The organism is Oceanobacillus locisalsi (genome assembly GCF_042675985.1).
Taxonomy (GTDB): Bacteria; Bacillota; Bacilli; order Bacillales; family Amphibacillaceae; genus Oceanobacillus; species Oceanobacillus locisalsi.
Genome location: NZ_JBHTKK010000013.1, coordinates 1 through 14,266, shown reverse-complemented (window position 1 = coordinate 14,266; position 14,266 = coordinate 1). Strand labels below are relative to the sequence as shown.

General features: G+C 38.2%; 15 protein-coding genes. 3 read left to right on the top strand and 12 right to left on the bottom strand.

The window, feature by feature from the left end:
- Window positions 1–134: 134 nt before the first annotated feature.
- The 3 genes from rplI to ACFQ19_RS11330 all read right to left on the bottom strand — a co-directional run bounded on the left by rplI (window position 135) and on the right by ACFQ19_RS11330 (window position 3,626).
- Window positions 135–581, bottom strand: coding sequence for a 50S ribosomal protein L9 (gene rplI / locus ACFQ19_RS11340; RefSeq protein ID WP_379592197.1), 447 nt, complete (start codon window positions 579–581; stop codon window positions 135–137).
- Complete coding sequence (locus ACFQ19_RS11335) at window positions 578–2,563, bottom strand: DHH family phosphoesterase (protein WP_379592196.1); 1,986 nt, start codon at window positions 2,561–2,563, stop codon at window positions 578–580. Before ACFQ19_RS11335 ends, rplI begins: the two co-directional genes overlap by 4 nt.
- Window positions 2,564–2,693: 130 nt before the next feature.
- The gene (locus ACFQ19_RS11330; RefSeq protein WP_379592195.1) at window positions 2,694–3,626 is read right to left on the bottom strand and encodes a YybS family protein; all 933 of its coding nucleotides are present in this window, start codon (window positions 3,624–3,626) and stop codon (window positions 2,694–2,696) included.
- Between the two features lie 530 nt (window positions 3,627–4,156).
- Between ACFQ19_RS11330 and ACFQ19_RS11325 the strand changes: the two genes are divergently transcribed.
- Together ACFQ19_RS11325 and ACFQ19_RS11320 are read left to right on the top strand one after the other, a co-directional pair.
- The gene (locus tag ACFQ19_RS11325) at window positions 4,157–4,642 is read left to right on the top strand and encodes a DUF1189 family protein (protein WP_379592194.1); all 486 of its coding nucleotides are present in this window, start codon (window positions 4,157–4,159) and stop codon (window positions 4,640–4,642) included.
- Between the two features lie 109 nt (window positions 4,643–4,751).
- On the top strand, window positions 4,752–6,122 hold the full coding sequence (locus ACFQ19_RS11320; RefSeq protein ID WP_379592193.1) for a CitMHS family transporter: 1,371 nt from the start codon (window positions 4,752–4,754) through the stop codon (window positions 6,120–6,122).
- A 193-nt stretch (window positions 6,123–6,315) separates the two neighbouring features.
- On the opposite strand, the gene ACFQ19_RS11315 is transcribed toward ACFQ19_RS11320, so the two are convergent.
- The 9 genes from ACFQ19_RS11315 to ACFQ19_RS11275 all read right to left on the bottom strand — a co-directional run bounded on the left by ACFQ19_RS11315 (window position 6,316) and on the right by ACFQ19_RS11275 (window position 13,298).
- Complete coding sequence (locus tag ACFQ19_RS11315) at window positions 6,316–6,666, bottom strand: CPBP family glutamic-type intramembrane protease (protein WP_379592326.1); 351 nt, start codon at window positions 6,664–6,666, stop codon at window positions 6,316–6,318.
- A gap of 433 nt (window positions 6,667–7,099) precedes the next feature.
- Window positions 7,100–7,405 carry a DUF3784 domain-containing protein gene (locus tag ACFQ19_RS11310; RefSeq protein ID WP_379592192.1) on the bottom strand — a complete coding sequence of 102 codons (306 nt, stop codon included), beginning with the start codon at window positions 7,403–7,405 and terminating at the stop codon, window positions 7,100–7,102.
- Between the two features lie 236 nt (window positions 7,406–7,641).
- Window positions 7,642–7,872 (bottom strand): 30S ribosomal protein S18, encoded by a 231-nt coding sequence (rpsR, locus tag ACFQ19_RS11305; protein WP_379592191.1) that lies wholly within the window; start codon window positions 7,870–7,872, stop codon window positions 7,642–7,644.
- A 45-nt stretch (window positions 7,873–7,917) separates the two neighbouring features.
- Complete coding sequence (gene ssb / locus ACFQ19_RS11300) at window positions 7,918–8,421, bottom strand: single-stranded DNA-binding protein (protein ID WP_379592190.1); 504 nt, start codon at window positions 8,419–8,421, stop codon at window positions 7,918–7,920.
- Between the two features lie 15 nt (window positions 8,422–8,436).
- Entirely contained in the window at window positions 8,437–8,724 is a 288-nt protein-coding gene (gene rpsF / locus ACFQ19_RS11295; RefSeq protein WP_379592189.1) for a 30S ribosomal protein S6, read from the bottom strand.
- 188 nt (window positions 8,725–8,912) lie between these two features.
- Window positions 8,913–10,013 (bottom strand): redox-regulated ATPase YchF, encoded by a 1,101-nt coding sequence (ychF, locus tag ACFQ19_RS11290; protein WP_379592188.1) that lies wholly within the window; start codon window positions 10,011–10,013, stop codon window positions 8,913–8,915.
- 188 nt (window positions 10,014–10,201) lie between these two features.
- Entirely contained in the window at window positions 10,202–10,396 is a 195-nt protein-coding gene (locus ACFQ19_RS11285; RefSeq protein WP_379592187.1) for a DUF951 domain-containing protein, read from the bottom strand.
- A gap of 103 nt (window positions 10,397–10,499) precedes the next feature.
- Window positions 10,500–11,405, bottom strand: a complete 906-nt coding sequence (locus tag ACFQ19_RS11280; RefSeq protein WP_379592186.1) for a mechanosensitive ion channel family protein — start codon at window positions 11,403–11,405, stop codon at window positions 10,500–10,502.
- Between the two features lie 870 nt (window positions 11,406–12,275).
- The gene (locus ACFQ19_RS11275) at window positions 12,276–13,298 is read right to left on the bottom strand and encodes a YkvI family membrane protein (RefSeq protein ID WP_379592185.1); all 1,023 of its coding nucleotides are present in this window, start codon (window positions 13,296–13,298) and stop codon (window positions 12,276–12,278) included.
- Window positions 13,299–13,376: 78 nt separating this feature from the next.
- Between ACFQ19_RS11275 and yyaC the strand changes: the two genes are divergently transcribed.
- Window positions 13,377–13,976: a spore protease YyaC gene (gene yyaC / locus ACFQ19_RS11270; protein WP_379592184.1), complete on the top strand. Its 600-nt coding sequence runs from the start codon at window positions 13,377–13,379 to the stop codon at window positions 13,974–13,976.
- Window positions 13,977–14,266 lie beyond the last annotated feature (290 nt).

The window sequence follows — 14,266 nt, the reverse complement described above, 5'->3', positions numbered from 1 at the left end:
TCCGAGGGCTGCTTTTACTTTCTTAGAATCTTTCCAGCTGACGCCCTCGGTGCGAAAAAAAGAAACCGGCGCACTTGTATGATGCCAATTTCTTTTTTTCTTTGCTTTCCCTTTATATCACTTTGTTATCCTGCTTATTTTTCTGCCACATGAACCTTAATAGAACCGGTTACTTCCGGATGCAATTTAACCGGTACATCCGTATAACCTAATTCACGGATTGGCTCATCTAATTCTATCTTCCGCTTATCAATTTTATAACCATACTGTTTGCTTAGTGCTTCTGAAATCTGTTTATTTGTAATGGAACCGAATAAGCGACCCTTATCTCCAGATTTTGCTTCCAGTTCAACGGTTATATCAGCTAATGTATTTTTTAGTTGAATCGCGTTTTCTTTTTCTTCTATTTCTTTTCTATCTTGTTTTTTCTGTTTCGCATCGAGTGCTTTCAGATTTCCAGAAGTAGCTTCTTCTGCCAGATTATTTTTTAACAAGTAATTGCGGGCATAGCCGTCAGAAACGTTTTTTACTTCGCCTTTTTTTGCTTTCCCCTTAACGTCTTTTAAGAAAATAACTTTCATTCCGAATCTCTCCTTTTTTTATACTCCAGCTGATCAATAATTTCAACAAGCATTTCTTTTACTTCATCAATGGTTTTACCCTCAATTTGCGTAGCTGCATTGGTTAAATGGCCGCCGCCATTCATCTCTTCCATGATCACCTGTACATTAACGTCACCCAGTGATCTTGCACTGACTCCAACTCTGCCATCCGATCGTTCCGAGATAACAAAGGATGCAGAAACGTTCTCCATGGACAGTAACGTATCCGCTGTTTTCGCAATCAATACCGGGCTATAGTTTTTACCGCTTGGTGCTGTCGCTATTGCAATATAATCATTATATATTTGCGTTCTCTCTATAATATGACTGCGCTGGACAAATACATCCAGGTCTTCTTTCAAGAGACGCTGAACCAATACCGTATCTGCTCCTTGAGACCGGAGATAAGAAGCAGCATCAAACGTTCTGGAACCTGTACGCAGTGTAAAACTTTTCGTATCCACGATAATACCGGCCAACAGTGCTGTTGCTTCCAATACTTTAAGTTTGGTTCCCTTAGGCTGATACTCCAGCAGCTCTGTAACAAGTTCTGCTGTTGAGGACGCATAAGGCTCCATATACACCAGTGTCGGATTATCAATAAAATCTTCTGCCCGACGATGATGGTCAATAACAATTTTATAATCCGTATAATTTAATAAATTTCCTGCAGCTACCATATTCGGTTTATGCGTATCAACAACAATAAGTAAACTTTGCCGGCCTGTCATCAGCTCTTCAGCTTCTTCCGGGCTGATAAATTGTTCCCAAAGTTCATCATCATGTCGAATATGTTCCATCAGTTTGGAAACACCTGTTTCCAAGTCATTCTTATCAACGACTACATAACCTGGGACATGATTGGTCTTCGCAATATTTAAAACACCGATAGCTGCACCAATCGAATCCATATCCGGCGATTTATGCCCCATAATGATAACATTATCACTGGCGCGGACAAGCTCTTTCAATGCATGGGAAATAACGCGCGCTCTTACTCGGGTACGTTTTTCCATTGGATTGGTTTTTCCGCCATAGAAACGTACTTTACCATCCTCATCCTTGATGGCAACCTGGTCACCACCGCGGCCTAAAGCTAAATCCAGACTGGACTGTGCTACTTCACCCATCTCAGGCAGTGCCATGTTTCCAACACCAACACCGATACTTAACGTCACCGGATTGCTCTCGGAACCTCCCATCTCCCGGACTTCATCCAGAATAGAGAATTTTACATCTTCCAGTTCTTGCAGAATTTCTGTATTCCCAACAGCTAAGAACCGCTCCTGAGACGTCCGCTTTAAGTACAATCCATAACGGCTGGACCATTCGTTTAAAATGGCTGTTACTTGCGAATTTAATTGACTCTTGACTGTATCGTCCATATTTTGCGTGATTTCTTCATAGTTATCTAAAAAGATAATAGCAAGTACCGTCTGTTCATTGTAATAACGTTCCTTTAGCTTCTGGTGTTCGGTTCGATCCAGAAAATAGAGCAGTTTTTCTTCTTTTTTAATCACACAAAGAAACGTATAATCCTCAATTTCTACCCAAATCTCGTTCCTATTCTCTATAATCATCGGAATTAAATCTTCGGATAGATGATTCAGGGACTCCCCTATGATTGTATCCTTACTTTGTTTAAATTGATTCATAAACGGGTTAGACCATTCAATTTGATAATTTTCATTGAACAATATAATCCCGAAAGGCATCTCTAATAAAGCCTCCGAACCTACCTTTTTCACGCGGTGGGAAATCGTCGATATATATTCTTCCGCCTCATCCAGAAGCACTCTTTCCGTTCGAACACTATAATAAAATGAAGCAGCGAAGACAATTGTCATTATCAAGCCAACTATCCATTGATAGTACCACACAAATAAAAGCAATAGAAAAGTAAGAATATAAATAATCCATACATGCTTGCTTAGTGTTGGTCTATTCTGTAAATCTGGCACGGCATTCAGCTCCTTCATAATCCAACAATCTTTCTGTCTTTTCTACGTGTATTTATTCCCGGGCTGTCTTGTTAATGCGTCCGGCGCCCGGTCTGCAAACTGCGAGCTGCCATGTAAATCATCGCTTTCCTTACTTTAATCGTTCTCTTAACCGGAAACCTATATCAATTATACCTAAGATTCGGACGAAATAAAGAAGAAATCCTGGAAAAAGAATCGTTGCTACGACAATTAAAATAGGAACTGCTTTGGATATTTTTTTGATATACGAAAAGTAAAAAACAAAAGATAATCCTTGCAGTGATAATGCCATTCCAACAATCATCAATAAATTCTGTGCTCCAAAATCCATGGTACTTCCTTCTTCAAAACCAATCAACGATAAAATTAACGCCAACAGGTAAAGCCAGATAACCGAACTCGGAAATTGCAATTGACGAAACGGCGGAAAAGAGAATTTTTCTTTCTCTATCCGATTCAATAATTTATAAGTGATCCATTGAGAAAGAAAAGCTATAATAAGAGCAAGCACAACCATAAATGTTGGGATTAACTGCTGAAATAAGTTAATCTGCGTCTCTTGCAATGCTTCCAACTCTTCTTCATTCAGAGAAGGGTTAACACTTTCGACCATTGATGCACTCATGTTCACAGATTCTTCTACCATATTCCTGTATTCCGTTACAATATTAACATCCATCAGTGTTTGACTAAAAACAAAAGCCAATAACATACCAACAAGAAAACCAAAAGTTCCTTGGGCCAGCGTTTCATACGCTGTATTTCCTTTCGACATGGCGTAACCGACAAATATACCGCCTGCTGCTGCAACGAACACAATTGGCAGCATAATCAGCGACATCAGTAATGTAGAAATAATAGCTACAGCCAGTGTCATTATCAGACCTGCTTTCATTCCATGCCGCTTTACATAGAAAATAAAAGGAACAGGTAATGTAATAATGGTAATTAAACTAAGTACTGGGAGCATAGACGCCACTAACATTACCATCAAAATGGCAATCATCATTGCTCCTTCTGCTACTTTTTTGGATTGATTCATTTCATGCACCTCGTTCTAACAAAAATAAATAGGGATAGAAACTATTCTACACGCTATTATAAAAAATGAATCCATATTTTTAAAATCCATCATTTATGAAACGTATTTATTAAAATACCTCCTTCTTTCCTTCTTGCGAATATTTTGGCGCTATACCAAAATCAAAGGAGGAAAAGAACAAAATAATACAACACATATTCTACTATAATAACATGAATTTTATAGAATGGCTTGTATCACACCTTGTTCTTTACGAATATATATACTTTTTATAACCTCATTTAAACAGCATATCATTCGCAGTAAAATGGAAAAAGTTATTCAACAAGTTTTCCAACCTTTTGTGCAGGTAAATCATGGCATTATATATTTCCTCAACTGTTTCAATTTGACAATTTTTTGAACAAATATTTATATTATTTCCCGGGAAATTTGTCGAATTTTGCTGTTTCCCTACACATAAATACGTTTATTCCTTTATAATATGAGTATTGCCAACTAAAAATGGGTTAAATCAAAGGATGAATCAAATGCAGTTAATCAAAATACTTAAAGAGAGTCTTCTACTCCCACAAAAAAAAGCAATGTTTCAGATTAACCGTATGGAAATGGATAAAATTATGATTTATCTCTTTATCTTATTCATGGTCTTTTCATTACCTGAACTGATATCCCGTTTGGCAAGCTGGACAGGTTTAGGTGGAGAAATGAATATTATTTTCCAGCTTATCTATTTCTTTATGTTTTATTATCTTATTTCATCAATGTTATTATTAGTTGTTATTTCCTTCATTGCTTATATAGGCAGAGGAGTCGTTCACCTCGCAAACAGAAAACTTCACTACGGTACATTGTGGAAATTAGCAGCTTGTTCTTTTACCGTCCCTCTTCTGGTATTCACATTTATTTCCTTTATTTGGTCTATTCCAGATTGGTATCTATTTATTGTTGTTATTTATCCTTTACTTCTGTTGATACGAATGATATTCCTATACCCTCAGAGAAGAAGCCGATGAGAAAAATCAAACAAAGAAATGATTGAAATTAACGTGTAAACGTTTTATAGTATTAATATGGATTTTTTCAACAATTCTGTAAAGCGTTTACAAAGAAAAGGGGTTTATTATGGAAGATGTTTCAGTTGGGCTGACAATTGTCGGTCTTTTAATTATTTTTTCAATTGTTGGCCTGCTAATAGCGAGTAAAATTAGTCCTATTGTCGGGATGACAATTATTCCAATCATCGGAGCGTTTATAGCAGGATTTAATTTTAGCGATCTTTCTGAATTCCTGGCAGATGGTTCCGACCGGGTAATGGGTGTCGTAATCATGTTCATTTTTGCCATTATCTTTTTTGGAATTATGCAAGACAGTGGATTATTTAATCCATTTATACGTTTTATGATTTTAATAACAAAAGGAAATGTCATCGTTGTTACCATGGCTACAGCAGTCATTGGAATGATGGCACAACTGGATGGAGCCGGTGCATCAACATTCCTTCTTTGTATCCCTGCGTTACTCCCTCTATATAAGGAATTACATATGAGTCGTTACTTATTGCTGTTAATAGTAGCTCTGAGCTCCAGTATTATTAATATGGTTCCGTGGGGCGGGCCAGCTGCCCGGGCTTCTACAGCTATCAATATAGATTTAATTGATTTCTACTTACCGCTTATTCCTATACAAGGAATTGGAGTTGTACTTATTTTGACATTAGCCGCTTTTCTTGGTTTCCGTGAAAAAAGGAAAATTAACAAAAAGGCTGCAGCAGGGGAAATTACTAAAAAGGAAAATATCGATATTCATGCAATTGCAGATAACTTTACACAAAAACAACATGAAGAAATGGCCGCTGCCGAAGAACAGCCGCGAGATATAAAAGGAAGAAACGTAGCAAACCTTATATTGACTGTACTGGTTTTAGGTACGATGATCGCCGGTTTATTGGATCCTCAATACGCATTTATGATCGGGACAGCCATTGCTCTCCCATTGAATTACCGTGGCGTTGATAATCAAATGAACCGCGTAAAAGTACATGCCCCAAATGCCTTAATGATGGCCGCAGTTATTCTGTCTGCTGGTGTCTTTCTTGGCGTTCTTAACGGTTCCGGTATGCTTGAACACATTGCATTAGCGGCAGTAGCAATTATGCCATCTTTTGTTATTCCGTTTATCCATATTATTGTGGGAATCATTGGGGTTCCATTAGACTTATTAACAAGCACAGATGCTTATTACTTTGCATTGTTACCTATTGTTGATCAGATTGCAAGTACACAAGGAATCTCTTCCCTATCCACCGCTCATTCTATGATGATCGGGAATATTATCGGTACATTCGTCAGTCCTTTCTCTCCAGCATTATGGTTAGGTGTCGGACTTGCCTCCGCTAACATGGGGAAACATATTAAATACTCTTTCTTCTGGTTATGGGGTTTCAGTGTTGTTCTATTATTATTTGCCGTTCTGATTGGTGTTGTAAATTTCTAAAGAAAGATTGGCAGATTTATTAAAAAGTCCTGCAAGCACAGATATACTAAACTGTGTTTGCAGGACTTTTTTCGTTTCAAAGACACATAATGAGCCCCTCAAGTCAGTCATAAACTTAAGGGGTTTTTGATTGAAGATCAAGATGAAACAAAATGCGTTTTCTGCCACATTTCTCGAAAATCGTTCTTATGGCTTAATAGAGTATCGGCACCATTAAAACAAGAAGAAAGATATCTGCTGATATATGTGCAATGATTGTGTATTCTAAACCTTCTTTCCAATACAAATAACCGAACCATAAGCCTAAAAGACCGTTCAAAACCAATGTACGGATAACAATAACTGCAGATAACCCATCAAAAACTTGTGCTGCGGCCGGTAAGTGCCCCAATCCGAATAATATAGCTGTGAGGAAAATAGCTATATAGTAAAAACTGTTAGGAATATCTCCTTTCTGTTTTTTGGTTATCCAGGCTAGTAACCATACAATGAGTGTCATTCCGAACAATCGCAGCATGATTTCTTCTGTAATTCCTCCGTATATGGAAGCAAGTAAACCATGTCACCAATTTGGGGAGGCAAGCTGATCTGTTGCTGTTCCCATCAAAGGCTTAAATACGAATACATCAAGAAGAATGACAATAAGGCTTCCAATTACCGCTACAACAATGCATTGATGAACCATTTTTTTGAGATATGTACGCGTGTTTTATGATAAACCATTCCATTTAATATAGGAGCGTTTAACCCTGTGCGATTTTGAAGTCTCAAACCAACCAATATCATGACAAACATATATAAAACCTGAACAGCGGAATTTATAATAACTATTAATGAGGTCGGTATATCTCCTGGTACAGTTTGGTCGCTCATTAAAGTTAATTCATATGGAATGATAGCAATGATTCCGATTGTGTTAGTACCGTAAATAACAGGGCTAGTTTTATTCTTCAGTTTTCCACACACGCACACTCCTTTCAATATCCTATTTGGTCTAATCCGATTGCAATAATAACCAAAATGACATCAATAATAGCGATTATTCCAGAAATTTTTCCAGCTGCAGCTCCGAACCATATGGTGAAAATAGATGTTAACACAGCAAGAAAACCTAAGATAACCAGGAGCGTGCCAATTCTGTTCCCTAGTCTTTCTTTATTAACGGGTTCCCACGATTCCCTGAAACCTGCAATAAAGGTAAATACCTGTTTTGTCCGAACAATATAGCCAGCCCAAATTAACAGTGCACCAATACTCAGGCCGATTCCCAATTCCATTCCCATTTCTTTTGCCCCCTCTTATACCATCTATTACTTTTACGAATGGAGCGTCAAAGAGGTTTCATTTATTCCATAAAATAACTGATTTGTTAAAAAAATCATAATAAATTATTATTGTATCTATTTGTAATAGGAATTATCAATCTTTACTCTAAATATTCAACTATATAATTCTCTTTTATCGTTTTTAAGGACATAATAAAACCCCCAAGTCTAGTCCAACTTGAGGGTTTTATGAATCAATCTGCTACGTATGGCAATAATGCCATTTGACGAGCACGTTTGATTGCAGCTGTTAATTTACGTTGATATTTTGCAGAAGTTCCAGTTACACGACGAGGAAGAATTTTCCCACGTTCAGAAACGAAACGTCTCAGCAAATCAACATCTTTATAATCGATGTGTGTAATTCCATTTGCTGTGAAATAACACACTTTTTTACGCTTTGCGCGTCCGCGACGAGCTGCCATGTGAATACACTCCTTTTTATAAATTTAGGTTCCTATGATAATGATTTAAAACGGTAAATCATCATCTGATATATCAATCGGTTCTCCATTGTTTTTAAATGGATCTTCCTGATTTTGGTTTTGATTAAACCCTTGGTTTTGGTTTTGATTTGATGAAAATGGGTTTTGTTGATATTGGTTCTGATTATTCTGGTATCCATCAGATTGAAACTGTCCGCCGCCTTGGGAACCTTTCGTTTCCAAGAATTGGACACTATCAGCAACTATTTCTGTGACATACACCCGTTTGCCATCCTGGCCTTCGAAATTACGTGTCTGTACACGTCCATCGACACCAATCATACTGCCCTTTTTCATATAATTTGCCAGGTTTTCCGCAGGTCTGCGCCAAACGACACAGTTAATAAAATCTGCTTCACGGTCTCCCTGTTGATTCGTAAAAGGTCTATTGACAGCAATACTAAAATTGGCTACTGCCACACCATTTGGAGTATAGCGTAAATCAGGATCCCTCGTTAATCTGCCAACCAACACGACACGATTTAACATCAGAACCACTCCTTATTATTTTTCATCTCGAATAGCCATATGGCGAATGATGTCATCGTTAAATTTCGCTAGGCGATCAAACTCATTGATTGCAGTTTCATCACTTTGGAAATTGATAACAACATAATATCCATCACGATAGTCTTTGATTTCATAAGCAAGACGTTTCTTGCCTTTTTCATCAACTTTTTCGATTTCCGCTCCGTTATCAGTAAGGATTTTGTTGAAACGCTCAATTAAAGCAGTTTGTGCGTCTTCCTCCATATCCGGGCGGATGATGTACATAATTTCGTATTTTCTCATCCGTAACACCTCCTTTTGGTCTTAGCGGCTCCGTTCTCCTCGATTCCGAATGAATCCAGGATATAAGAGCAAGGAATAATCATATAATTACTCACAATGCAGTATTATACCAAATAATTTATGTTATGACAAGCTTTTCGAGAGAACCTGATTTACTTTTGCTGCTCTTCCTGTCAGCCAGAATACTTTTATACATTAAATCGGAAATGAATGACATCCCCGTCTTGCACAATATAGTCTTTTCCTTCCAGTCTGACTTTACCTCTTTCTTTTGCTGTTACCATATTGCCGGCATCTACCAAATTATCATATGATACGGTCTCTGCACGTATAAACCCGCGCTCAAAATCAGTATGAATAATTCCTGCTGCCTGAGGAGCTTTAATGCCCTGGCGGAAGGTCCATGCACGCACTTCCTGTTCGCCGGCTGTAAAATACGTCGCTAAGCCGAGCAGATTGTAGGATGCTTTGATTAACTGATCCAAACCTGATTCAGAGATACCCAAATCTTCTAAAAATGCTTCTTTTTCTTCAGTTTCCAACTCTGCTATTTCTTCTTCAATACGGGCACAAACAACAATCACTTCCGCATTTTCATTTGCTGCATGTTCCTTTACCTTTTGAACATACGCATTGGAAGAAGGATCTGCTACGTCATCTTCACTTACATTAGCCACATATAATGTCGGCTTACTGGTTAACAGATGCAGTCCTTTCACTATTTTTTCCTGTTCTTCCGAAAATTCCATAGCTCGGACCGGCTCATCATTTTCCAGACCTTCTTTAAGCTTATTTAATATCTCTTGTTCTGCCAATGCTTCCTTGTCTTTTTGACGTGCCATTTTTTCAACCCGCTGCAATCGTTTATTAACGGTTTCCAAATCTGCTAAAATCAGCTCCAGATTAATAATTTCAATATCATCAATCGGATTTACCTTGCCGGAAACATGTGTAATATTTCCGTCTTCAAAACAGCGCACAACCTGACAAATGGCATCCACCTGTCTAATATGGGATAAGAATTGATTGCCTAATCCTTCCCCTTTGCTCGCGCCCTTTACAATTCCCGCAATGTCGGTAAATTCAAATGCCGTCGGGATGGTTTTCTTCGGTTTTACAAGTTCTGTCAGTTTATTTAAACGTTCGTCCGGTACTTCCACAATACCTACATTCGGATCAATCGTAGCAAATGGATAATTTGCCGCTTCTGCTCCAGCCTGTGTGATTGCATTAAATAAAGTAGATTTTCCTACGTTTGGAAGGCCGACAATTCCTGCTGTTAATGCCATATTTCTTTCTTCAACTCCTTAAGGATTCGTTCATGAACATTTCGTAACTCCAATTATAGATAGTCCTTGTTAAAAAGACAAGTCATGAGAAAACTCAAAACCGAGCCTTTCTCAGACCCAATTTTGAGTTTTCTTCTAAGGGAATATTCCTTTTTGTCTTATCTTTTCACAGATAAAATTCGTTTTTACTATTCTGCCCGTTTTTCTAAAATTTTTTTCATTTTCTTTGTAAAATCTCTTCTCGGGATAAGCACACTGTGCCCGCATCCGAGACATTTAATCCGGATGTCCATTCCCATACGGATAATTTGCCAGCGGTTCTCTCCGCATGGATGCGGCTTTTTCATTTGAACAACGTCATTCAAACCAAACTCTTTATCCATAACTCCTGCTCCTTTTTGAAATAATGCTATCTGACTCCGGACACCCACTTCATTCAGTGCGCGGAGCTTCTCTTACATTCATTATAACAAATTTCAAAAGGATTTAACCGCGATTTCGTTGACGTTCCTCGGTTAATTTCTCTACCTGATCCTCTGTATAGGTAACAATACGAGGTGAAGGGATTTGAATACCGGATTTATATAGCCTGTCCTGAATTTCTTTGCGAATATTGCGTTCGCCTGCCCATTGAAATTCCGGTTTTGTTTCTGCAATAACACGAACAACGAAATTGGAAACATCCAGATTTTGTACACCGATAATTTCTGGGACACCTATGATAAATTCATATTTATCCGGAAGCGTTTCTCCTACTTCATTAATAATTTTCTCAACTTCTGCTACATCACTTTCATATGCCACATTCACATCAACAACAGAAAGCCCGTTCCGTGACGAATAATTAATTACCTGGTCAATATTTCCATTAGGTATAATATTCAGTTCTCCTGTCCAAGAAAGAATTTTGGAAGTACGTAGACCAATTTCTTCCACGGTCCCTTCAATTCCGGAAGCTGACACATAATCCCCTACAGAAAACTGATCTTCAAAGATAATAAAGAAACCGGTAAGGATATCCCTAACAAGGTTCTGTGCACCAAAACCAATCGCCAGACCTGCAACACCGGCACCTGCCAAGAGTGGACCAATTTCAAAGTTAAAGACCTCTAATATCATGACAATTGCCATAAAATAAACAACATACCCGACTACACTCTTAACCAATTGCTTCAGTGTATCTTCTCTGCGTTTGGGAATCTGTATAGGACCGTTCTGCCGCTGGACAAATAATCTATCTATTATTTTTCGAGCAATACGAACGACTATCCATGCAATAAGGGCAATCAAAATAATCCGGACGGCTCCGCCTAGAATCGTCAACCATAACTCTGGGTTACTTATATAACTCCACAGTCTGTCTATTTGATTACCTATAAAACTCAATTTCATGTGTTCCTTTCTCCCTTCTCTACCATACAAACGGCTCTATTTTAGCATATCATCAAAGTATTTCCCAATCTGTTAAAATTATAAACATAAAATCTATTTTTAATGCAAGTTTTTAAATGCTTTATACATACTTTGATAATCTAATCTTCGCTAATAGTGCGTGTGAACGAAAAGCACAGGAGCGCCCGTTTAAAAACGTAGAGACTGCGCCCCCGGTCTTTCGGGGTGGTTCTTCGACCTTGGTCGAACTTCCATCGCTTACGAGATAAAGGAATCATGCCCCTTTAGGGGTATGCCGACGTTAGGCTTTAGCCTGGTATTAGTCGGCCTTCCTTCACCTTAAACGGATGATGACTTTCACCCGCGGGGCACGACGGACACGACGTCCTAGTATCGACGTTGGTCACAGGACGTGACCGTTCTTAGTCGATGAAAGTGCGACTTTACTTCTGTCTGCGCCTGCCGGCTTGCCAGTCAGCAAGTCTTCTTTTCACCCGCAGGGCATAAGTGCGACTTTAGCTCTGTCTGCGCCTGCCGGCTTGCCAATCGCTAAGTCTTCTTTATAGTAGGGCACTCACGTGTTGGCTCCTAGTTTTTGGCGCTTGGAGCTGGACATGGCTATTCCTGAATAAAAATTTAAAAAGGAAATCGTATACTTTCTTAATCTTTCTCAAAAAGTCCGATAAATAGGACCAAGAAGTTCAAGGCGACGAGATTTTTTCGAATGGAGCGTATGGTTTATAATACGTGAGTATCGAAAAAATCTTGTCAACGCAGAAATTCGCCGTGTCATTTTTATTCGACTTTTTGAACATCCTCTAATAGGATTTTCATAGAAAATAGCTTTTTCAAGGTATATTTTCCATGCAGTTATTCTTGCGCCCTTTTCCATAAAGGATAGGTTACTAACCGCGCTAAAATATATAAATTCAGAATGCCGTATAATGGATAGAGGAAATTAATTAAATTAGAAAAACCGAACCCTGTTAATGGAAGCATCAAGAGGACCATAATAAGCACAATCAGATACATGGGTTTTTCTTCTTTTAAAAAAGGCTGCACTCTTGTAGCAATTCCCAGCATGCCGGCAGCAGCGGTTGTAAAGATAGCCAGCCAGAGAAGAATAGACATAAATAGAATCATACTAAAAGGAAAATCTTTCAAAATAGCAAATAAAGGAATTTCATATAATACAATTTCATCTGCAATCTGGATAAGGCTGCTGTTATAAATATATGAAACAATTCCCAAAGCAACTCCTGTCCCGATACAGGATATAATCATTTCTCCTCTCCCTTTTATTTTATTTCCGATCGCTCCTAAAATAGCGATTAAAGGAAGAATATTCAGCGCAGTAAAAGGAAAGGCAGCAAACCAGTTGCGCTGCTCATGCCAATATGCAAATAATTGTAAATTTTCATTCGAAACATACGTTGCTAATACATACAATAGTCCGCCAATCAAAATTGGTAAAATTAATTGATTGATTGTTAATAAGCCATTTATTCCCTTTAAAAATAACAACACCAGGAAAAGACCGGTAATTCCTATGCCGACACTGTATGGCAAATGAAATACTTGTCCAGCTGCGCCGCTTCCGGCAATCATAATCATGGTCGTCGTAAAAAGATACAATAAAATAAACCCGTCAAACACTTTTGTCAGTTTTTTCCCTGCGATCACTTCTAAAACAGGTACATAATTTGCACTTTTCATTTTATAGCTGATCAACATGATGACATAACAGCAAACCGAAAAAAGAAAAGCAAATATAACAATAGCCAGTCCACTTTCATGGCCAAAAAACTGCCAAAGTTCCCTTCCCGAAATATACCCGGCACCAATCGTCGCACCCAGGATTAACGTTATCCATTGCAGGCTTCTTTTCCACATCGTTTTTCCTCCAATTCATACGTATAGTTCTCCGCAAATTACCGTATACTGTAACAATATGATTTTGGAGGAACTGCTATGAATCTAAAAAATTACCTGCGTATCCAACCCAGCCAATTCCGAGCAAATTATCAGGAACCAGACATCGCTAAAACATTATCTAATCAAGTATTCCCCTGGCTTCCTTTAAAGGAAAATAATTATATTGCCGTTTTTATCGGAACCGACCGATCGACGGGAGATGCACTTGGCCCGCTTGCAGGAACTTATTTGGAAGAAATGCGGCCCCGGAATATGCATATCTTCGGAACCGTACATCAACCTGTCCATGCTGTTAATTTACAAGAATCACTTTCAAGTATTTATGAAAGGTATGAAAAACCTTATTTGATTGCCATTGATGCTTGCCTGGGCAAAAGCAGTTCTGTCGGAAGTATTATCGCTGAAAATAAACCTTTAAAACCCGGCCTGGCATTGAATAAACAACTCCCTCAGGTAGGCGATATCAATCTGACCGGTGTTGTAAACGTCAGCGGCTTTATGGAACACACGGTTTTACAAAATACCCGTTTGTCTCTTGTCATGGATATGGCTCTGGAAATAGCAAATGTGCTCAAACAGATTGATACCCAGTTAACCTGTTCCCTGCAGGAAAATATAACAAGGAAAATGGTATAAACTTTTAAAAATAAATACCTGTCACCAATATGGACGCCGTAAAAAAATCCTGTTACATGAAATAATGATATATACCTTTCTATTTATAAAGCACAAAAAAATCGGGCATTTCGCAGCCCGATTTTTTTACTCTTTCATTTAAAATAAGGTAAACACATAATAAACTAGTGCAGAACGGCTGAATTCACTCCCCCTTCCATGTTATTCTTGACTTGTAAAAAATAACCAAGGGGATGAATGGAAATGGTTAAGCAAGCTGTCGAGATAAAACTAAGTGAAAAACAACATAA